This is a genomic window from Rhodococcus sp. MPR-R1B, from assembly GCF_058793255.1.
Window position 1 is genome coordinate 414,415 of record NZ_JBXAFO010000001.1, and the last position, 18,496, is coordinate 432,910.

The 18,496-nt window shown below is 60.9% G+C and carries 17 protein-coding genes; 8 read left to right on the forward strand and 9 right to left on the reverse strand.

The window, feature by feature from the left end; genetic code table 11:
* Positions 1-16: 16 nt before the first annotated feature.
* A complete protein-coding gene (locus AC1Q61_RS02050; protein ID WP_041815312.1) occupies positions 17-256 on the forward strand; it encodes a hypothetical protein in 240 nt (79 codons plus the stop codon).
* Between the two features lie 34 nt (positions 257-290).
* Here AC1Q61_RS02050 and AC1Q61_RS02055 read toward each other — a convergent pair whose 3' ends face one another.
* Positions 291-590, reverse strand: coding sequence for a DUF4259 domain-containing protein (locus AC1Q61_RS02055; RefSeq protein ID WP_223304584.1), 300 nt, complete (start codon positions 588-590; stop codon positions 291-293).
* 1,420 nt (positions 591-2,010) lie between these two features.
* Between AC1Q61_RS02055 and AC1Q61_RS02060 the strand changes: the two genes are divergently transcribed.
* A complete protein-coding gene (locus AC1Q61_RS02060; protein WP_021345701.1) occupies positions 2,011-2,148 on the forward strand; it encodes a hypothetical protein in 138 nt (45 codons plus the stop codon).
* Between the two features lie 303 nt (positions 2,149-2,451).
* A complete protein-coding gene (locus AC1Q61_RS02065; protein WP_492650768.1) occupies positions 2,452-4,407 on the forward strand; it encodes an ABC1 kinase family protein in 1,956 nt (651 codons plus the stop codon).
* Positions 4,408-4,421: 14 nt separating this feature from the next.
* On the opposite strand, the gene AC1Q61_RS02070 is transcribed toward AC1Q61_RS02065, so the two are convergent.
* From AC1Q61_RS02070 to AC1Q61_RS02080, 3 genes are all read right to left on the reverse strand, one after another.
* Entirely contained in the window at positions 4,422-5,153 is a 732-nt protein-coding gene (locus AC1Q61_RS02070; protein WP_042447058.1) for a hypothetical protein, read from the reverse strand.
* A gap of 38 nt (positions 5,154-5,191) precedes the next feature.
* Positions 5,192-5,476 carry a hypothetical protein gene (locus tag AC1Q61_RS02075; protein ID WP_003939785.1) on the reverse strand — a complete coding sequence of 95 codons (285 nt, stop codon included), beginning with the start codon at positions 5,474-5,476 and terminating at the stop codon, positions 5,192-5,194.
* A 127-nt stretch (positions 5,477-5,603) separates the two neighbouring features.
* Positions 5,604-7,211: an AMP-binding protein gene (locus tag AC1Q61_RS02080; protein WP_063315715.1), complete on the reverse strand. Its 1,608-nt coding sequence runs from the start codon at positions 7,209-7,211 to the stop codon at positions 5,604-5,606.
* Positions 7,212-7,531: 320 nt separating this feature from the next.
* Between AC1Q61_RS02080 and AC1Q61_RS02085 the strand changes: the two genes are divergently transcribed.
* On the forward strand, positions 7,532-8,047 hold the full coding sequence (locus AC1Q61_RS02085; RefSeq protein WP_003940315.1) for a CGNR zinc finger domain-containing protein: 516 nt from the start codon (positions 7,532-7,534) through the stop codon (positions 8,045-8,047).
* Between the two features lie 10 nt (positions 8,048-8,057).
* Here AC1Q61_RS02085 and AC1Q61_RS02090 read toward each other — a convergent pair whose 3' ends face one another.
* The 3 genes from AC1Q61_RS02090 to AC1Q61_RS02100 all read right to left on the reverse strand — a co-directional run bounded on the left by AC1Q61_RS02090 (position 8,058) and on the right by AC1Q61_RS02100 (position 10,628).
* The gene (locus AC1Q61_RS02090; RefSeq protein WP_042447070.1) at positions 8,058-8,690 is read right to left on the reverse strand and encodes a hypothetical protein; all 633 of its coding nucleotides are present in this window, start codon (positions 8,688-8,690) and stop codon (positions 8,058-8,060) included.
* An 87-nt stretch (positions 8,691-8,777) separates the two neighbouring features.
* Positions 8,778-9,314, reverse strand: coding sequence for a hypothetical protein (locus AC1Q61_RS02095; RefSeq protein WP_007729952.1), 537 nt, complete (start codon positions 9,312-9,314; stop codon positions 8,778-8,780).
* 150 nt (positions 9,315-9,464) lie between these two features.
* Positions 9,465-10,628, reverse strand: a complete 1,164-nt coding sequence (locus AC1Q61_RS02100) for an LLM class flavin-dependent oxidoreductase (RefSeq protein ID WP_003940457.1) — start codon at positions 10,626-10,628, stop codon at positions 9,465-9,467.
* A 157-nt stretch (positions 10,629-10,785) separates the two neighbouring features.
* Between AC1Q61_RS02100 and AC1Q61_RS02105 the strand changes: the two genes are divergently transcribed.
* The 3 genes from AC1Q61_RS02105 (at position 10,786) to AC1Q61_RS02115 (ending at position 14,576) form a co-directional block, all read left to right on the forward strand.
* Positions 10,786-12,117, forward strand: a complete 1,332-nt coding sequence (locus AC1Q61_RS02105; protein ID WP_030536520.1) for an MFS transporter — start codon at positions 10,786-10,788, stop codon at positions 12,115-12,117.
* Between the two features lie 141 nt (positions 12,118-12,258).
* Positions 12,259-12,924: a TetR/AcrR family transcriptional regulator gene (locus tag AC1Q61_RS02110; protein ID WP_003939987.1), complete on the forward strand. Its 666-nt coding sequence runs from the start codon at positions 12,259-12,261 to the stop codon at positions 12,922-12,924.
* Entirely contained in the window at positions 12,921-14,576 is a 1,656-nt protein-coding gene (locus AC1Q61_RS02115) for an FAD-binding dehydrogenase (protein ID WP_492650769.1), read from the forward strand. The genes AC1Q61_RS02110 and AC1Q61_RS02115 overlap by 4 nt, the downstream gene beginning before the upstream one ends.
* Positions 14,577-14,584: 8 nt before the next feature.
* Here the strand turns inward: AC1Q61_RS02115 and AC1Q61_RS02120 are convergent, their stop codons facing one another.
* Both AC1Q61_RS02120 and AC1Q61_RS02125 read right to left on the reverse strand, forming a co-directional pair.
* Positions 14,585-14,722 (reverse strand): hypothetical protein, encoded by a 138-nt coding sequence (locus AC1Q61_RS02120; RefSeq protein WP_153211511.1) that lies wholly within the window; start codon positions 14,720-14,722, stop codon positions 14,585-14,587.
* 47 nt (positions 14,723-14,769) lie between these two features.
* Positions 14,770-17,136 carry an arylsulfatase gene (locus tag AC1Q61_RS02125; protein ID WP_492650770.1) on the reverse strand — a complete coding sequence of 789 codons (2,367 nt, stop codon included), beginning with the start codon at positions 17,134-17,136 and terminating at the stop codon, positions 14,770-14,772.
* 117 nt (positions 17,137-17,253) lie between these two features.
* Here AC1Q61_RS02125 and AC1Q61_RS02130 point away from each other — a divergent pair, with 117 nt between their 5' ends.
* On the forward strand, positions 17,254-18,465 hold the full coding sequence (locus tag AC1Q61_RS02130; RefSeq protein ID WP_492650771.1) for a DUF2254 family protein: 1,212 nt from the start codon (positions 17,254-17,256) through the stop codon (positions 18,463-18,465).
* Positions 18,466-18,496: the final 31 nt, after the last annotated feature.

Genomic DNA, 18,496 nt, shown 5'->3' on the forward strand with positions numbered 1-18,496 from the left:
TAGCGGGAGGTCTGTGGTGGACGAAGACCATCTCCTCGCGCAGATACTCGGTGGCAGTGCTTCCGACTACGAGTCCGATCTGACGATCACAGATGCGGACGTACCTGGGCTCGCGGTGACTGCCCGAGGTCGAACCCCCAGCGCTGCCCGAGCATTGGCGACCGACGCCGCCGAAGCTCTCTGTTCGATGTTCGAAGAAGCCAACGCAATGACTTCCGGAGGGTTCACGTTCACCGTCGTTCCACCGGGGAACTGACGGATCTATGGTCAGTAGCGCGGCCGCACCAGGTTTATGCCTGTTCGCGCTCGGCTGCGAGGGCGACCGCCTGTTCGAAGGTATGGACGAGCACTGCACGTCGAGCGACCTTGTGATCCTCGTCCGGTTCGAGTTCGTCAATGTAGCCATCCCACACGCGCAGATATCGATCGCGCCAGTCGATCAGCACTTGCGTCGATGGAAACGTCACACCGACTCGTTTCGTCTGGGCAATATCGGTGAGGATCTCGAGCCACGCCGGCACCATCTCCCCGCCCCATTCATCCGGCTCCAGACTCGAATCGTCTTCGAACTCGGCAGTGATGTCGTCCACGATTCGACCGGTCAGGGCCCCCAACCCATCCGCGACGGTGTCACTGTCAAAGTTTCCCGGACCCCAGACTCCCACAAGCCCTCCCATATCGATTGCGGATAAATTCAGGTCGACAGTCGCGTTCCTGTCGCAGCAGGCCGTGAGCGTGCTCGCAGTCGCAGGTCGGCAATTGCAAATTGGAGAATCTGCCGCCCGCTCAGTCAGAGCTTGCGGTCATTGGCGCCCGCCCAAATCGGACTGTCGACTATCTTCCGAAATTTCGGCGACCCGCCGATTGCTGAAATTTTGAGCATCAACCAGTTCCAGATTCTCACAGCCACCTCCGCGTCGTATCTCACCGTCAACACTAACCGACCGGCGGGACTCTTTTGGCTACCGGTACACCACTATGCGTCGACCAGTTAGATCAAGTGTGAACTCGAACTGGCGCAACAGATCGCCGGGAACTGCAGGAGCGCTTGGGTCTTTCCCAGAACCGTCTGGCCCTTTGTGCGTGACGGCGATTGGTTCTGGGTGCATCGATCCGGTCGGAAGCACTGCGATGTTTGTCGGCACACGGAATTGCGCTCGGTGGAGATCGAGGATCCGTATCCACGGGTGTCGCAGGCAATTCCTGAAGATTCGCAGAGGAAATAGCTGCGCATCGCCACCCCCAACAGCGATTCCGTCGATTGTGTAACAACCACACGAAGAACAGCCATCGATGTCCGAAAGGAAGACTGATCCGGCGAGACCGCGAGGTAGTGTCACATCTGCCCAGCAAAACTCGCCACGATCTCGAGAAGACGGTCGGCCTCGCCAACTGCCACCTCTGACGTTACGACGTTGCTGGGCAGGTGGTTACGGAAAAAGGTTTCGCACGCGGGGTACCGATCGCTGATGGGACTGATCACCCCTTCTCCGAAAGATATTGGTAACGAATCGAACCCGGAGCACAGAGGTGCAACGATTGGGCGAGTTGATTCAACGCCCCCGGTGTGCGATCTATCTATTTGCGCCAATCATCCTCGGCAACGGTTTAATTCGCCGAACGGGGCCGGGTACTGCAACAGCTGGTCGAGTATTCGATTACGCGTCTTACGCTAAGGAAGGACCGAGAACATGACTGAAGTAATTTTGTGGATTGTCCAGAATCCGATTGGTGCCGTCGTCGCGTTTGTTGCCGACATCATAATATTGACGATGTCGTCTGTCGCGGGATACTCGTAACCGAATCCGCCCGTCCTTCACGGTATTCCTAAGTCGGGAAACTACATTCGAAGCGCATAGGGCCGCAACCGCAGCGTACTGTCGGCGCTCGTCACCGACCGTTCGTGGCCTCATATGCCCAACTGCGCTGGATCCGTACTACGTCCCTCGTGTCGAGTGTCAAACCACCAGTTTCAATCAATCACGCCATCACTACTCAGGAGGAATCACAATGGGTTCGATCAACGCATTCAACGAATGGGTCAACCAAGCTACGTATGCGGGCGACCCGTTTGCCACCGCCATAGCGATCGTCCAGTTCTTCGCGGTGAGTCTCGTCAACCTGTTCACCGGCGGCCCCATTCTTTAAAGGAGTCCACTCGGTCTCACTTCTGCTCGGCGTCCATCGCAGCCTGTTCTTCGGCTGTAATGCTCCTCGCGAAAGGTGGCCGGGACATCGCTGACGAGCATGATGCGCAGTTCGGCCTCGCGGATGGCCAGTGAACGCAGTTTTGGACGGTCGATCAGGACGAGTCGACATCGGAGCGAATGAACACCGAAGTGCCCAAGCATGTTCGACGCTTGGGCACTATCGGGCTTGTTACCCGGCAGTCGGGGTGGGCTCGGGGTTTTCCTGGATGTATCGCAGATTGCGAACCCGTACGCTATCGCAATGGACTTGATGGTCTGGATCGTCACGACGCCATTTCTTGCAGCAGCACTGGCGGGCGTGATGCGACGAACGCTGGGGACGAGAGTCGGATGGCCGCGAACCCTTGCGGTCGCGGTGATAGCACTCTCGGTGGGGGTTCCACTGTCGGGATACGTCGCAACACTTGCAGGAATTGCCAGCCAGGACGATCAACTTCTGGTGAGCGTAGGAACAGCGCTCATATTCTTCGGAGTTGTCGCGCTCTGGGTGTTCGCAGCATGCCTGGCCGCATTGGTTTTCCTCGAAGTTGTCCTTCCAACAGGGTCCATCCCCGGACCGCCAGAAGCATTGCAGCGCAGCCGCAAATCGTGGCGACGAACCAAGCGATACGTCCAGATCATGGGCATCGTCGTGCGAGCGGGAGGCGGGCCGGCTCTCCGTGCTGGGCCATCAGCGCCTCAGTTCGGGGACGCGCTGATGGAAGTAATCAACCGGTGCGGTGTCACTTTCGTCAAGCTGGGACAGATCCTCGGCACGCGAGACGACCTCATACCACCCGAGTTGGCTCGCACTCTCTCGTCTCTGCAAAGTTCGGCACGACCGGCTGATCCAGTCCGCATTGCGGAGCTACTGGCATCGGAACTCGGCGACGCACCAGAGTCGGTGTTCGCATGGTTCGATGTGGAGCCGTTCGCCGCCGCCTCTGTCGCACAGGTACATTCCGCGCACACCGTTGAAGGCGTCGACGTTGTGGTGAAGGTTCAACGGCCCGAGGCGAGCGCACAAGTGAGCGTGGATTGCGATATCTTCCTTCGCGTGTCATCCCGCGCGGAGACCCGTTTTCCCTGGGCACGCGATATCGGCGTTCACCGACTCGCCGGGGGCCTCGTCACGTCACTGCTCGAGGAACTCGACTACCGCACCGAAGCAGCGAATACCGGCGCGATTGCTTCCACCATGTCGAACCGCCCGGATATCGTCGTTCCGCACATCTACCCCAACCTCAGTAGCGGACGGGTGCTCGTGATGGAACGTCTTCACGGCACACCGCTCTCCGACGGTGAGTCGGCGCTCACCGGCCTCGACCGCGACACCCGCAGCAGCATCGCCAACGAACTTCTTGCGTCGTTGCTCGACGGGATCTTTGTCCACGGCGTGTTTCACGCGGACCTGCACCCCGGCAACATCATGATCCTCGATGACGGCCGGGTCGGGCTCCTCGACTTCGGCGCAGTAGGGGTTCTGGACGGCGAGACACGGATCTTGTTCGCCGTGCTCCTCAACGCTGCCCTCGCAGGTGATCCGGTGGCGACAGTCGACGCGATGCTGATGGCATTCGACGTGCCGCCCGAAGTTGATCGCGGAGCACTACGTCACCAGGTGGGCCGAGAGATCACCCTGCTCAGTGTCCAACCCAATGTTTCCATGGCATCGTTCGCGCGAATGTTCACTGTGCTTCGCGAACACCGAATCGGAGTGCCGGGAGACGTCGCCGCCGCTTTCCGTTCGCTCGCGTCCTTGGAGCGCGCCCTGCGGCTCCTGGATCCGCAGATCGACCTCGTCGCTGCTGTTCGGGCCGAAGTACCCCGACTGTTGACCCATGTCGCCAGCCCGACTGCAGCCGCGCAGGCAATCCTGTCGACGACGGCGGTCACAACCGCGGTGGTCAGGCGCCTGCCTGGTCAGCTCGATCAGATCGCGACCTCGATCGCGTCGGGAAGCTTCACACTTCGCACTCGCTCGGTTGCACACCCCGACGACAGGCGATGGCTACGACGGTCGGCGAACAACGCCCTGGGTATGGCGGCGGGAGTGACCGCGCTGATCGTCGCGGCGATCCTGCTGTTCGTACCTGGCGGACCACAACTCACACCTCAGCTGTCGGGCTATGCACTCGCGAGTGCGGTACTGGGCTTCGTCGGCGTCGTTCTGTGCATGCGGACCGTGTTCCGTTTGTTCACACTCGACAACCGGTAACCGAGAACTGATTTTCATCGCTTGATCTCGATGTCGTCGAAGTCGAGCGCCAGGAGGGTCGGCCGCGAGAGAACGCGACTGCCTGGGCCCCGCGGGAGAACGCGCCGTCGAGTGGGAAAGGTGAGACCGTCGAACTGACGGTGATGGTCACAGTAGAGAGCAGCTTTCGCCCAGCTGCCTACCGGTTCGGCGACGAAGTCGTGACGGCGGATGAGGCCACCGTTGTCGACATAGAAGGTCTGCTGCCGGCAATGGGTGTCGATTTCTGGCGCAAATGTTGCTTGTAGTCGTCGCCATTGCTGCCCGGATTCCTGCCAAGGTTCGGCTTCGGTGACAGTGATGTCGTCGCGGGCGAGCAGCAGCGGTGCGTTCAGATAGTTCCAAAAGGCGTAGCCGGCAAAGTAAGCGGTGTCGAGCGCGTCCCAGTGGAGGTTGCGCCGGACTCCACTCAACCCGAAAAACTCTGGACGTGGGTCGGTTCGCCTCCCGAGTTCTTCGCCGTCACGAGTTTCGATCCGCACGACGCCCTTGTCGAACACAGCGCACTCGCCGACACGCGGAAAGTCTTGGAGGACAGTGCGTTGCTCGGCGACTTCAACCTCGACCGTGAACTTCGCCAGCTTGTTGCCGGGGAAGCGCTGAGGCAGCAGACCGCCCAAACGTCCCCGTGCCGTGATCGCTGAAACAGACTGCCAACGTTCGACTCCGCCATGTGCGGTGAGGACTTCATCGAGTAGTTCGGTCATATGTCGACGCTCTCCGTCCCCTGACGGAACTGTGGAAATCAGCGATCAGACGGACGCGTAGTTGTAGTTGCGTTCCTCCCGCGGTACCACTGCCACCCCGCGGTGATGATGACAGCGCCGGCAAGGGACCCGAGGATGCCGCTCGGGCGCAATGATAATCCGTCGCCTGCAATCAAACTCACGAGCAATCCGCCGACCAGCGAACCACCGATTCCCGCGATGAACGCGAAGGTCCAGTCCACTCGTGCGGTCGTTTTCCCCAGAATCAGCTGGGCTCCCGCTCCGATGACGATCCCGAACAGGAGTATTCCGATGATGAGCATGAGCTGAGACCCTTTCGTGGAGTGACGACGCAAGGCGCGAACGACTTACTCTGCGCCATCTTTCCGGTATGTCTCTTATGTCGTGGTGAAATCCGTGTGAAAGGTTGTCGCCACCCACTCCACACTGCTAGGACGACGCCAGTGTCGTCGCCCAGCGGTAGTCCGCCTTACCGGCCGGGGTCCTCTTGACTTCATCGACCAGCACGATCGTGCGCGGCACCTTGTAACCGGCCAACGTCTTACGGCAATGTTCCTGAACCGCTTCGAGAGTCAGCTCGTCGGACTCGGGATAGGTCGCGATCACCGCGGCAACCTGCTGCCCCATGCGCGCGTCGGGTGCGGGGACGACAAGCGCGTCGGAGATCGCCGGATGCGCGTGAAGGGCAGCCTCGACCTCTTCGGCGAAAACCTTCTCGCCGCCGGTGTTAATGCACTGTGAGCCGCGGCCCAGGAAGACAATCGTGCCGTCCGCTTCAACCTTGCCCATGTCGCCGAGCACCGAAAGACGGGTGCCGTCAGCGCGGGTCGGGAACGTGCGGGCGGTCTTCTCTTCGTCCTTGTAGTACCCGAGCGGGACGTTTCCGATACGCGCGATGTAGCCCACGTCGTCGGAGCCGGCGGGGATCTCTTCGAGCCGCTCGTCGACCAGGATCATGTTCGGCGAGGGCGGCATTCGCAGATTCCCCGCCTCGTCGATGGAGAAGGCGCCGTCGTTACCGGACTCCGAGGCTCCGAAGTTGTCGCGCAACAGCAGGTCCGGCTTCACCGCCAGCATGCGATCCCGAACGCTGGTGGACCAGATCGCACCACCCGAGGTGATCGAGAACAGGGTGCTGAAATCGACCTCGTCTTTGCGTCGTTCCATCTCGTCGACCAACGGCAGTCCCATGCCGTCACCGACGATCAAGATCACCTGTACCGAATCCTTCTCGATCGCTTCGACGACCTTCTCCGCAACGAATTCTCGTCGTAGTACCACGCGCGCGCCGAGGGTGAGGAACGTGAACAGCGAATACAACGCTGCGCCGTGCATGAGGGGGGCGGCAATGAGGAACGAGAGTTCCGGAAATTCCTTTGCAGCGCTGGCTATCTCGGCGAGGTCCTGTCGAGCTTCCTCGCCGTACGGATTTCCGCCGGAGAGCGGCTTACGGAAGAAGTCGTCGTGACGCCACATGACACCCTTCGGGTATCCGGTCGTCCCGCCGGTGTAGAGGAGGTACACGTCGTCGCCCGAACGAGAATCGAACTCCCCTACCGGTGACATCTCGCGAGCGTCGTCGAAGGAAATCACCGACACTTCATGGACTTTCGCGGCAGCGACCAGTTCGGCCTCGACCTCGCCGATCACGATCACCGTCTTCACCTTCGGGCATGCACCGAAAAGGGAAGCAAGGACACGCTGATGCTCGGGGAGTTCCACGACCACTGCGACCGAGTCGGAGTTGGTGAAGATGTACTCGAGCTCGGCGGGCGTGTACCGGTAGTTCACGTTGATCGGGACCGCACGGATCTTGATCAACCCGAGGATCGACGTGACATGTTCGACGCTGTTCTTCAGGAACAGGGCTACATGATCGCCGCGCGAGATGCCGGCTTGCGCGAGCAGGTTGGCCGTTCGATTGGCTTCCGCGTCCAGCTCAGCGTAGGAGAAGTTCTCTCCCTCGTAAGTCAAGGCGACGCGATCAGGCACCGAGCTGGCGACGGTTTCGAATACATCAGCGAGGTTGAACTGCATCGTCTTCCCTTTCAGAGTCTGCGCCGCGATACCGAGGCATACAACCCTGAATCTAGAACACGTTCCATGTCACCCGAGGCAAAACGGAGCGATTAGCTGACCATTACCTGGACCTGACCTTGATCGGCGCAGCGACGGCCGAGCCCGTACCGCCCGACACCCATTCGGCGAGCAAGGTCTGCCACGACCCGCAATGGCAGCGCAGGTAGGTGACCGTCCCCTCGCTGGTCCGATGCCGAGATTCGATCTCCCAGCGGTGGATGCAACTTATCGGCGCGAAATCTGTTTTCTTCATACGACGAGCATGATGTAATGGCATTGTGCATCTCAACCCTTACGGCGAATATGCGGTGACGCTGGCCGCCGACCTGGCCAATCGAAATCCCGAGACCTTGGCCGAACTCGTCGAACGCTGCGTCGATGCAGGCATCATTCTCGATTTCCCCATCGCCGAGAAGGACCTCGACGAGACCCTCGACCTTCTGATCGAGTGGTCGAAAATCGTCGACGTCACGGAGGAGGCAGCCCGCGCCGAGTTGGTGAACGTCATGCTCGAGCAAGCGTCGGCGTATCCGCGCATGACCAACCACGCCAACGACGGGTGGCATCTGCACTACCGCGATCCGCAACAGTCGCTCGCCGAGGTCCTCAAGGCCCTCTTCTCGGTAGGCACGGCGCTGCACCTCGTCGGCCGCGGAATGCACAGATTAGGTCGGTGCACCCTGGACGAGTGCACCAACATCTATGCGGACACCTCACGCAACGGCAATCAGCGGTACTGCTCCCCCACGTGTGCGAATCGCGACGCGGTGCGGCGTCATCGCGCACGCAAGTGAGCTGCACCTACTACGACGTCGGACCCACTACCTCGAAATCCGAGCCACCTTGGTACTCGAACTGAAAGCTACCGCCGCTGCTTCCCGAGCTGATCCGATTCCATGCGTCGATCAAGTCCTGGACCGTGTTGTATCCCAGGTCCTCCAAAGAACCTGAGAGACTTCCAGTTCCGGCGCCCTCGAACCAGCCGCCGACCACAACGGCCTGCGGAATCGCGATAGTGGGGTTGGTCGGATCGAGCAGTCGAACGCACGCTCCCGCAACGGCGTACACCCCGGCCGGCAGATTGCCGACGGTCCGCGTGATCGTCTGCCCAGGCGAAACGGCAAACAGATCGAGGATGTTGCTGACGGTCGGATACACCAACACGCCGGGCTGGAGCAGCTTTGCCGGATCGCGGATCACGTCGGGGACATCCCTGGCGTTGAGGATCGCCACTGTGCAGTTGATGAAGCTGAACCGCGGGTTCGGATTGGTGATGGTGAAGGTGATCGCATTGTCCGCTGCGCTCACCGACACCGGAGGCGGGAGAATCGCCGGTGATGCCGACGCCGACGCCGGAGTCATGACAACCAGTCCCACGACGGCGGCCGACGCCGCGACAATGCTTCCGAGAACGCGTTTGAATCCACGACTTCGCATTTCCGAACCTCCAGGCAAGTCGGTCAGATCACCAGATGCCTGAAGAATAGACCGCTCAGTCGGAAAATTGGGGAGACAGACGGTGAGCTACCCGAAAAGTCCTTCGAGGCTGCCGCTGCCGAACAGGTCGCTCAGGCTTCCGGTATTGATGCCGCTGAACGGTCCACCGATGACAACGAGGCTCGGCACGCCAGGAACAGGCTTACCCAACGTCTCCAGATCGAGAAGATCGGAGCAGGCACCGAGCACGGCGTAGGTTCCGTCCGGAACATCGGTCACGGTGTTGGTGACCGTCTGCCCCTTACCGACGGCGAACAGTGAGGACGGGTCGGTGATCTTGGGGTACACCACAAGGTTCGGATCGAGCAGCTTGAGCGGATCATCAAGCACGGCAGCAGAATCCGCGGCGTTGACGACAAACGCCTGGCACAACGGGGCAATGCCCGTGTTGTTGTTCGTGATCGTCAGTGCCAGATCGTTTCCGGTCACCTTGTACGAGACGACCGGTGGGACCACCTCGGCCGACGCAGTTGCAGGATTGACCATCGCGACGCCTGCCGCGGTTGCAGCGGCGACTGCCACGGTTCCCACGACGCGACGTACTCCACTCGTGCCCAGCTTCATCGAGGATCCTTTCGTACTGCGCCTTGAGTTCGGCAACAGTGCGCAGCCTAGAACGGATCTACTGACCGAATTGCGTGAATAGTCCCGGAGGGAGGCCGTGCCCGAAAGATCGGGACAAACGTCCCCTTCTCGAAGAGCTCGCTGTTCGACTCAGTTCCCACTGGAGACGAAGGGCGTTCGCACCGGTCCGCCGACCGAACCGTGCGGTGCTACCAATCCACGCTTTTCGAGGATCGGACGCACACCCTCACCGAACTGATACGCCTCTTCGAGATGGGGATAGCCCGACAATACAAAGTGATCCAGGCCGATCGCCGCGTACTCGGCAATCCGATCAGCCACTTCTTGGTGCGAACCTACCAATGCGGTGCCTGCACCCCCTCGCACCAATCCGACGCCGGTCCACAGGTTCGGCGCAATCTCCAGCGACCTCGCTCCGACGCCCTCCTTGTAAGCCGAACCGCCGCCGTGCAATTCGAGCATTCGACGCTGACCTTCGGAGCCGGATCGCGCAAGACTCGCCTGAGCCTGCTCGACGGTCGCCGGATCGAGCGCACTGAGCAGCCGATCCGCTTCTGCCCATGCCTGTTCCGAGGTGTCCCGGCTGATGACATGCAGACGGATTCCGTAGTCGAGGTGACGACCTTGGACTTCCGCGAGGTCGCGGATCCAGGCGATCTTGGCGGCAACAGCGGACGGCGTCTCACCCCACGTGAGATACGTATCCGCGTAACGCGATGCGACGGTTCCGGCCGCCGGCGACGATCCGCCGAAGAAGATGGGCGGTACCGGATCCGGAATACGCTGCAGCGTAGCCTTTTCCACGTTGACGTACTCGCCGGAGAAATCAACCGGACCGTTACCGGACCACAACTGGCGGATCACGTCGAGGAACTCGCCGCATCGTGCGTACCGTTGGTTCTTGTCGAGGAAGTCACCGAACGTGCGCTGCTCGTGGTCCTCCCCGCCGGTCACGACGTTGAGCAGCAGACGACCGCCCGACTGCCATTGGAAGGTTGCGGCCATCTGGGCGGCCAGCGTCGGGCTGAGCAATCCCGGTCGCAGAGCAACCAGAAACTTGAGCGTCTCGGTGGTCTCGAGCATCATCGCTGTCGTCAGCCATGCGTCTTCGCACCACGCGCCGGTCGGCGTGAGGACGGCCTCGAAGCCGTTCGTCTCGGCGGCCGCGCCGATCTGATTGAGGTATTTCAGCGTCGCCGGACGATCACCGGACATCGAGCTGCCGTGCCCACCCGCCATCAGATTCCGGGAATCACCGTAAGTAGGCAAGAACCAGTGGAAACGCAGTGACACGGTGATTCCTTTCGTCGACGAACAGGCAGAACTCTTCTGTCATTACAACCACAGTCCACCTCGAAGAACAGGGTTGAAATCACCCTGATCGCTACGGGTGCCCACTTTCGGCTCCGGCGATACCTTCGTGAATTTGCACCGCGACCCGGGGGCTCCGATGACCACGTTTGCCGAAGTCGAGCACAATTCACCGTTCTCGAACGAGACCGACGACGAGCGGCGATCCAGACTGAGAACCGTCGTCGCCGCGAGCCTGCTCGGCACGACGGTCGAGTGGTACGACTTCTTCCTCTATGCGACGGCCGCGAGCCTCGTCTTCAACCAACTGTTCTTCCCCAACCAGAGTTCCTTTGTCGGGACCATGCTTTCTTTTGCGACCTTCGCGGTCGGCTTTCTCGTTCGCCCCATCGGCGGAGTGGTGTTCGGTCACATCGGCGATCGCATCGGGCGCAAGAAAACGCTTGCCCTCACGATGTTCATCATGGGTATCGCGACGGCGCTCATGGGTGTCCTTCCGACCGCAGCTCAAATCGGGGTCGTTGCACCGATTCTGCTTCTGCTGCTTCGTATCCTGCAGGGATTTGCTCTCGGTGGTGAGTGGGCCGGAGCCGTTCTTCTGGCGGTCGAACACAGTCCGGAGAAGAAGCGCGGGCTGTTCGGCAGCATCCCGCAGATCGGACTGGCTCTCGGCTTGGCTTTGGGCACAGGAATGTTCGCACTACTTCAAACGGTCTTCGACGACGAACAGTTTCTCCGTTTCGGCTGGCGCATAGCCTTTGTTCTGAGCTTGGTACTCGTGATCGTGGGGTTGGTGGTCCGTTTGAAGGTCGACGAGACGCCGGCATTTCAGGCCGTTCGCGACCTCGAACAGCGCTCATCCGCCCCGCTCAGGGAAGTCTTTCAAGGAAGAGTCGCGCGAAACACCGTACTGGGCATGCTGTCTCGCTGGGGCGAGGGCGCCGCGTTCAACACCTGGGGCGTCTTTGCAATCACGTATGCAACCAAGACTCTGCATTTCGAAAAGGTTCCGGTACTTCTTGTGGTCACCGTGGCCGCAGTAGTGATGGCGATCTTGCTGCCGTTTTCCGGTTCACTCGCTGATCGGTTCGGCCCGCAACGGGTCTACATCGTGGGCATCGCCGCGTACGGCCTCGCGATCTTCCCCGCCTTCGCACTGTTCGGTACCGAGAATCTCCTGCTCTTCGGAGTCGCGATGGTCGTGGTCTTCGGAGTGATTCATGCCTTGTTCTACGGCGCCCAGGGAACGCTGTATGCGAGCCTCTACCCCACAGAAATCCGGTACACCGGGTTGTCGGTCGTTTACCAGTTCTCGGGTATCTACGCCTCCGGCGTCACACCTCTGATTCTGACGGCACTGATCGGCGCCAGTGGCGGTTCACCGTGGCTGGCTTGTGGATATCTGGTGGCCACCTCGGCGATCAGCGTCGTCGCCACTGCGGCGATCAGGAAGCGTGATCTGCATCTGTAGCGATCACATCTGAATATTCACTTCTCTTGGACATTTACTAGATACCCATAGAAATACCTGCGAAGAAGAACAGATCGAGATACGCCTACGCATCGGATACATCGGTGTATCGTTTGGGGTCCCACCCTGACGGAGGCGCCGATGACGACTGGAACGGACAACTCGCCGGCCAAGCGTGTCACCAAACGCCGTGGTCAGACCCGGCAGCGCCTGCTCGACGCGGCTGCAGATGTCTTCTCCGAAGCCGGGTTCGGGCACGCCACGGTCGAGCAGATCTGCGAACGCGCCGGATACTCCCGAGGCGCGTTCTACTCCAACTTCGATTCACTCGACGAATTGTTCTTCGCGATGTGGGAGCAGCGATCCGCAGCAATGCTCGCCGATCTGCGGTTGGCGACGGAGTCGATCACCGCCGGTAACACCGTCGACATCCATGCCGCTGTCGCCCGGATCGTGGCGGTGGTTCCGGTCGACCCGCAGTGGTACCGGATCAACGCGGAATTCACAGCCCACGCGCTCCGCAACCCGGCACTTCGCAAAGCCCTTGCCGACCGTGAAGACGCGATCCTTCGCACCCTGTTGCCCATCGTGGAGTCCGCACTCAGCGACGTCGGGCGAACAATCGTCGGCGACCCGACGGCGTTGGGACGGGCATTGGTTGCAGTGCACGACGGCACCAGCGTGCAGTGCCTCGTCGATACCGACACCAACGCCGCCTTTGCACTGCGCCGCGATATCTTCACTCGAATTCTGCTGTCCTACAGCGAAATAATCCAGAACAACCAATCGGAAGAGGAGTTGTCGTGAGCGAACAAGCTGACGTCATCGTTGTCGGGGCAGGGCTGGCGGGACTGGTCGCCACCTACGAACTGACGCGCGCGGGCCGCAAAGTCCTTGTCGTGGAACAGGAGAACGCTGCCAACCTCGGCGCGCAGGCATTTTGGTCTCTCGGCGGACTCTTCCTCGTGAACAGCCCCGAACAACGCCGACTCGGCATCAAGGACTCCCTCGAGTTGGCGATGCAGGACTGGATGGGCACAGCGGGATTCGACCGCGACCGCGAAGATCACTGGCCGCGTCAGTGGGCCAAGGCGTACGTCGAGTTCGCGGCCGGCGACAAGCGTCAGTACCTGCACGATCTGGGGCTTCGCCTGATGCCGAATGTCGGCTGGGCCGAACGCGGCCGCGGAATGGCTCTCGGACACGGAAATTCGGTGCCGCGCTTCCACCTCACCTGGGGCACCGGACCTGGCGTCGTCGATGTCTTTCTGACCAAAGTGATCGCCGCTCAGAAGCGTGGACTGGTCACGTTCAAGCACCGCCACCAAGTCGATCAACTCGTCGTCACCGATGGTGCGGTCACTGGTGTACACGGAACCGTCCTCGAACCTTCCAGTGATCTGCGCGGCGTGAAGAGCTCGCGCACCCCCATCGGCGAATTCGAGTTCGCCGCACAGGCCGTCGTAGTGACATCCGGTGGAATCGGCGGCAACTACGAACTGGTGAAGAAAAACTGGCCCGAGCGACTCGGCAAGGCACCCAAGCACATGCTGACGGGAGTACCGGCGCACGTCGACGGGCGCATGCTCGAAATCACCGAATCCGCGGGCGGAAACATCGTGAACCGCGACCGCATGTGGCACTACACCGAAGGCATCCAGAACTGGAATCCCATCTGGCCGAACCACGGAATCCGAATCATTCCCGGACCGTCCTCGATGTGGTTCGACGCCACCGGCAAGCGTCTGCCGGTCCCCAACTTCCCGGGCTTCGACACGATGGGAACTTTCAAGTACATCCTGGACAGCGGCCACGAGTACACGTGGTTCATCCTCGACCAGAAGATCATCGAGAAGGAGTTCGCACTCTCGGGATCGGAACAGAACCCGGACTTCACCAACCGCGACTTCAAGCTCCTCCTCGAACGAATCAAGAAGGGCGCGCCGGGACCGGTCGAGGCGTTCAAGCAGAAGGGCGCCGACTTCGTTGTGCGCAACAACCTTCGTGATCTGGTCGACGGCATGAACGCCCTCACCGACGAACCGCTCCTCGACTACGAGGACATCGAGCGCGAGATGATCGCCCGCGACCGCGAAGTCGACAACAAGTACAGCAAGGACTTCCAGGTCACCGCCATCCACGGTGCCCGTAATCTGTTGGCAGACAAGATCGTGCGCGTCGTTGCACCGCACAAGATCCTGGACCCCAAGAACGGCCCACTGATCGCGGTCCGGTTGCACCTGCTCACACGCAAGACTCTCGGCGGCTTGGAAACCAACCTGGATTCGCAGGTCATCAAGGCCGACGGCAGTGTCTTCGACGGACTGTACGCAGCCGGTGAAGTCGCGGGCTTCGGCGGCGGCGGAGTCCACGGTTACAGCGCACTCGAGGGGACCTTCCTCGGCGGCTGCATCTTCTCGGGCCGCGCAGCCGGACGAGCATTGGCGCGCGACCTGTAGCCCCGAAATCAGGCGAGCGAATGCGTGACCAGAATGTGGTGGGCACGCATTCGCCGCGCCTCGTGCACGGATTGATGGTGGTGATGGTGCGTCGGCCCGCGCGCGTGGCGGACCAGATCGTGAACAGTTCGGATGACGGTCGGCATTGCGACCCTCCCTCAGGAGATTGTGACTGCTGCTCTTGCCTGTGGAATCACTGTCTGGACACCGCCACTCGCGCCACCTCCTCCGGATCGATGAGGTGGGTATGGTCGTCGTCACCGACATCGATCTGCACGACGTCGATACGTGCGTTGAATGTGGTTGCGCCACTGTAATCGACACTGACAGGCATGCCGTAGTCATCCCCGATGTCGGTGGTCTCGTCCGCGGAGAAGACCATCGGTTGCGTCTGCTCGACGCGACCTGAGCCCACTTCGCGACCGTCGTGATAGATCGTGACCCCACCGCCTCTCGCGAGACCACCTCCGTCGTAGGCGAACTCAGCTCTGATCTGGTGTGATCCTGCCGGGATGTCAACGTCGGAACCGATGACGAACTCGGTCATGCCCAACAGGTTGTAGACGAATTTGGCGCGGCCTTCCCGCGCGTAAAGTGCCCAGCCGCCAAACCTGCCTCCCTGCGCGATCATCACACCGTTGGCAGTAATGCCATCCGCGACGTCGACAGCTGCTGTGACACTGAATGATCGGTTCTTGATACTCAGCACGCTGTGCTCGCTCAGTCGCTTCATTCCGGGAAACAGAACTTGCGTGTTCCCGGACACCAACTGCGGACGCCCCGCGATGTGAGGGTTGAACCTCTCGAATCTTCGGTCGTCGATCGGAAGCACGTTGTACTTGACCGCTTCGATCAACCACAAGCGTTGCAGTGCAGCGAGTTTCTCCGGCATCTCAGCCGACAAGTCTTTGGACTGCGTCCAATCCTGAGACCCGTCGTAGAGCTCCCACACGTCGTCGTCGAGTGCGGGGAGTGCCTCCGCGAACAGCCACGGAGTGCTGTGCCTGGTGACCGCACTCCAACCCTTGTAATAGATTCCACGATTGCCGGCCATCTCGAAGTACTGCAGATCGTGACGTTCGGCGACTTCGGCGTCGTCGAAGGTGTAGACCATGCTGGTCCCCTCGATGGGTGATTGCTGGACGCCGTTGACAAAGGTCGGTTCCGGTAGTTTCGCGACCTCGAGGATCGTCGGTGCAACGTCGATGACGTGGGTGAACTGCGACCGCGTCTCCCCCTTGGTCCGAATCCCTGCAGGCCAGTGCACGATCGTCCCGTTGCGAGTGCCACCCCAATGCGACGCAACCTGTTTCGTCCACTGATACGGCGTACACATTGCCCACGCCCACCCCACGGAATAGTGGTTGTACGCATCCTTGGTACCGAACTTGTCTTTCACTTCCGCCATGAACTCGGGCGTCTCGATGGCGGCGAGTCCGTTGAAGTTGGCCATCTCGTTGAAGGCTCCGTTGATCGTCCCCTCTGCGGACGCTCCGTTGTCTCCGATGATGTAGTACACAAGGGTGTTGTCGAGGGCTCCGAGTTCTTCGATCGCATCGACAAGACGGCCGACATGGAAATCGGTGTGTTCGAGAAATCCTGCGTAGACTTCCATTTGGCGTTCGAGGACAGGCTTCAATTCCTCACTCATGTCCTCCCACGCCGGAATGGCATCGGGACGCGGAGTGAGTACTGCATCCGCGGGAACGACCCCCCGCTGCTTCTGCTGCTCGAGAATCGACTCGCGTTGCGCATCCCAACCTCCTGCGAACCGGCCCTCGTACTTGTCGGCCCACTCCTTCGGAACATGGTGCGGCGCATGTGTGGCGCCGGGAGCGAAGTAGACGAAGAACGGCTTGTCTGGAGCCAAGGACTTCTGCATCCGAACCCAGTCGATCGCGTGGTCGGCAAGGTCCTCGGTGAGGTGGTAGCCCTCTTCCGGTGTCTTGTCCGGCTCGACAGGCGCTACGCCCTCGTACAGCGCCGGGTAATACTGATTGTTCTCCCCGCCGATGAATCCGTAGAAATGCTCGAATCCGCCTTCTCCCGTCGGCCACGACGTGAACGGTCCCACCGGGGATGTTTGCCACGGCGGAACCTCGTGACACTTGCCGAACTGAGCCGTCGAGTATCCGTTGAGTTTCAACGTCATCGGCAGTGCGGCTTTGGTATTCGGCCGCAGGCCGGAAAGACCAGGAGCCGAGGTAGCGGTTTCGGTGATCGATCCCATGCCGACCGAATGATGGTTGCGCCCGCTCAGAAGAGCGGCGCGGGTCGGAGCACACAGTGCCGTCGTGTGAAACCGCGTGTACGTGAGCCCATTACTTTGCAATCGCTCAGCAGTCGGTGTGTCCGCTGGTCCGCCGAAGGCACTGCTCGCGCCATATCCCACGTCGTCCAACAGGACCACCAGAACATTGGGTGCGCCGGCCGGCGGTAGTAGCGGAGTGATCGGCGGAAACTCGGTGTCCGGATCCTTCGCGTCGTACGTCACCAGACCAAGATGTTGTCGATCCGGAATCGGTAGTACGGCGCGGCTCTGGTCTGTCGGATCCGTCATGACGTCTCGCCTTCTGTCTCTCACATGGCTCTTTCAAGCGTTTCAGGATCACGACGACGTCGACATCATCCGTTTCGGGTGAAGGCGCACCATTGCCGCAGCGTGGAGGCTTGAAGTGTGGATCAGCCCGGACGTTTCGCTCCCACCCCGATCGGGCATGCCTTCCTCGTCCCCCGGCGCCGTGTACGTGCCGGCCTGACCCAGATCCTGTGCGTCGTCGTGGGACTGGCTGCCGGACTGGGGATGCCGTACGTCCGGAGCGGCCCGATGATTCCTGCCCGTCAGGTCAGCGAGATGCTCGTTGCCCTCGGACTGGGGCTATTAGGTGTAGTGGCAGTGATCTTCTCGCTGCTGTTCCTCGTCGTCCAATGGGCCGCGACCACCTTCACTCCTCGCTTGTTGTTGTTCCGCGACGACCCCATCGTGTGGCGGACGTTTGCCTTCGCGATAGGCCAGTCCGTTTTCGACATCACGGCAGCGCTCGCCATCAGCAACGAAACGGATGTGTCCGTGGTTGTGCCAAGTCTCGCAGTGCTGGCACTCTTGGCCACGCTGACGCTGATCAGACTGCTCCAGCTGCGCGCATTCTCGGCCATCCAGTTGGCTCCTGTACTGACCTCGATCTCGAGTCGTGGCCGAGCAGTCTTCGCCGCCGTGTACCCCACCACTGATCTGGAGTTGCCTCCTCTACCAACACTTCCGGTGATCACGACAATCGAGTGGCATCGACCGCCGGCCGTTCTGCAACAGATCCTCGTCGAAGATCTCCTGCAGAGCGCTCGGAACTGCCGATCCATGGTGGTCCTCCGAGTGTCGCCGGGTAGCACGCTGCGAGACGGATTGCCGCTCGCCGACGTCTACGGCGGACCCATGCCCGCCAACACGATCCTTGACGCCTTGGTCAGTGGGAGTGAGCGGACCTTCACCCAGGACCCCCTACTCGCGATTCGGTTGTTGGCTGACATCGCGCTCAGAGCGCTCTCACCCGCTATCAACGATCCTGCGACGGCCGTGCAGGCTCTGGACGCGATCGAGGACCTCCTCTCTCTGGTGACCTCCGTACGCGCAGATTCGATCCGGGCCGTCGACGAGCATGGTGATCTGCGTGTGGTGATTCCACTGCCCGACTTCACGAGCTTCGTCAGAACCGGACTGGACGACGTCTTAGCCTCGGCATCGAACTCGCCACTCGTTCTGGGCCGACTTCGCGACCTACTTTCGCACGTCGCCGCCCAATCGGAGTCTCGGAACCGCGATATTCTCGCCACGCGCGCTCGCTGGATTGATCAGCTGTCACAAGGCTTCCCGCGACTCGAACCCCCGTTGTGAACCCGTACAGATTTGCAGGCCATCGCGTCAA

Bases quoted from the DNA above. Each gene is read 5' to 3' on its own strand.
- AC1Q61_RS02060 (WP_021345701.1), top strand. From the start codon at position 2,011: ATGGGTTCGATCAACGCATTCAACGAATGGGTCAACCAAGCTACGTAT.
- AC1Q61_RS02065 (WP_492650768.1), top strand. From the start codon at position 2,452: ATGGACTTGATGGTCTGGATCGTCACGACGCCATTTCTTGCAGCAGCA.
- AC1Q61_RS02070 (WP_042447058.1), bottom strand. From the start codon at position 5,153: ATGACCGAACTACTCGATGAAGTCCTCACCGCACATGGCGGAGTCGAA.
- AC1Q61_RS02075 (WP_003939785.1), bottom strand. From the start codon at position 5,476: ATGCTCATCATCGGAATACTCCTGTTCGGGATCGTCATCGGAGCGGGA.
- AC1Q61_RS02080 (WP_063315715.1), bottom strand. From the start codon at position 7,211: ATGCAGTTCAACCTCGCTGATGTATTCGAAACCGTCGCCAGCTCGGTG.
- AC1Q61_RS02090 (WP_042447070.1), bottom strand. From the start codon at position 8,690: ATGCGAAGTCGTGGATTCAAACGCGTTCTCGGAAGCATTGTCGCGGCG.
- AC1Q61_RS02095 (WP_007729952.1), bottom strand. From the start codon at position 9,314: ATGAAGCTGGGCACGAGTGGAGTACGTCGCGTCGTGGGAACCGTGGCA.
- AC1Q61_RS02105 (WP_030536520.1), top strand. From the start codon at position 10,786: ATGACCACGTTTGCCGAAGTCGAGCACAATTCACCGTTCTCGAACGAG.
- AC1Q61_RS02110 (WP_003939987.1), top strand. From the start codon at position 12,259: ATGACGACTGGAACGGACAACTCGCCGGCCAAGCGTGTCACCAAACGC.
- AC1Q61_RS02120 (WP_153211511.1), bottom strand. From the start codon at position 14,722: ATGCCGACCGTCATCCGAACTGTTCACGATCTGGTCCGCCACGCGCGC.
- AC1Q61_RS02125 (WP_492650770.1), bottom strand. From the start codon at position 17,136: ATGACGGATCCGACAGACCAGAGCCGCGCCGTACTACCGATTCCGGAT.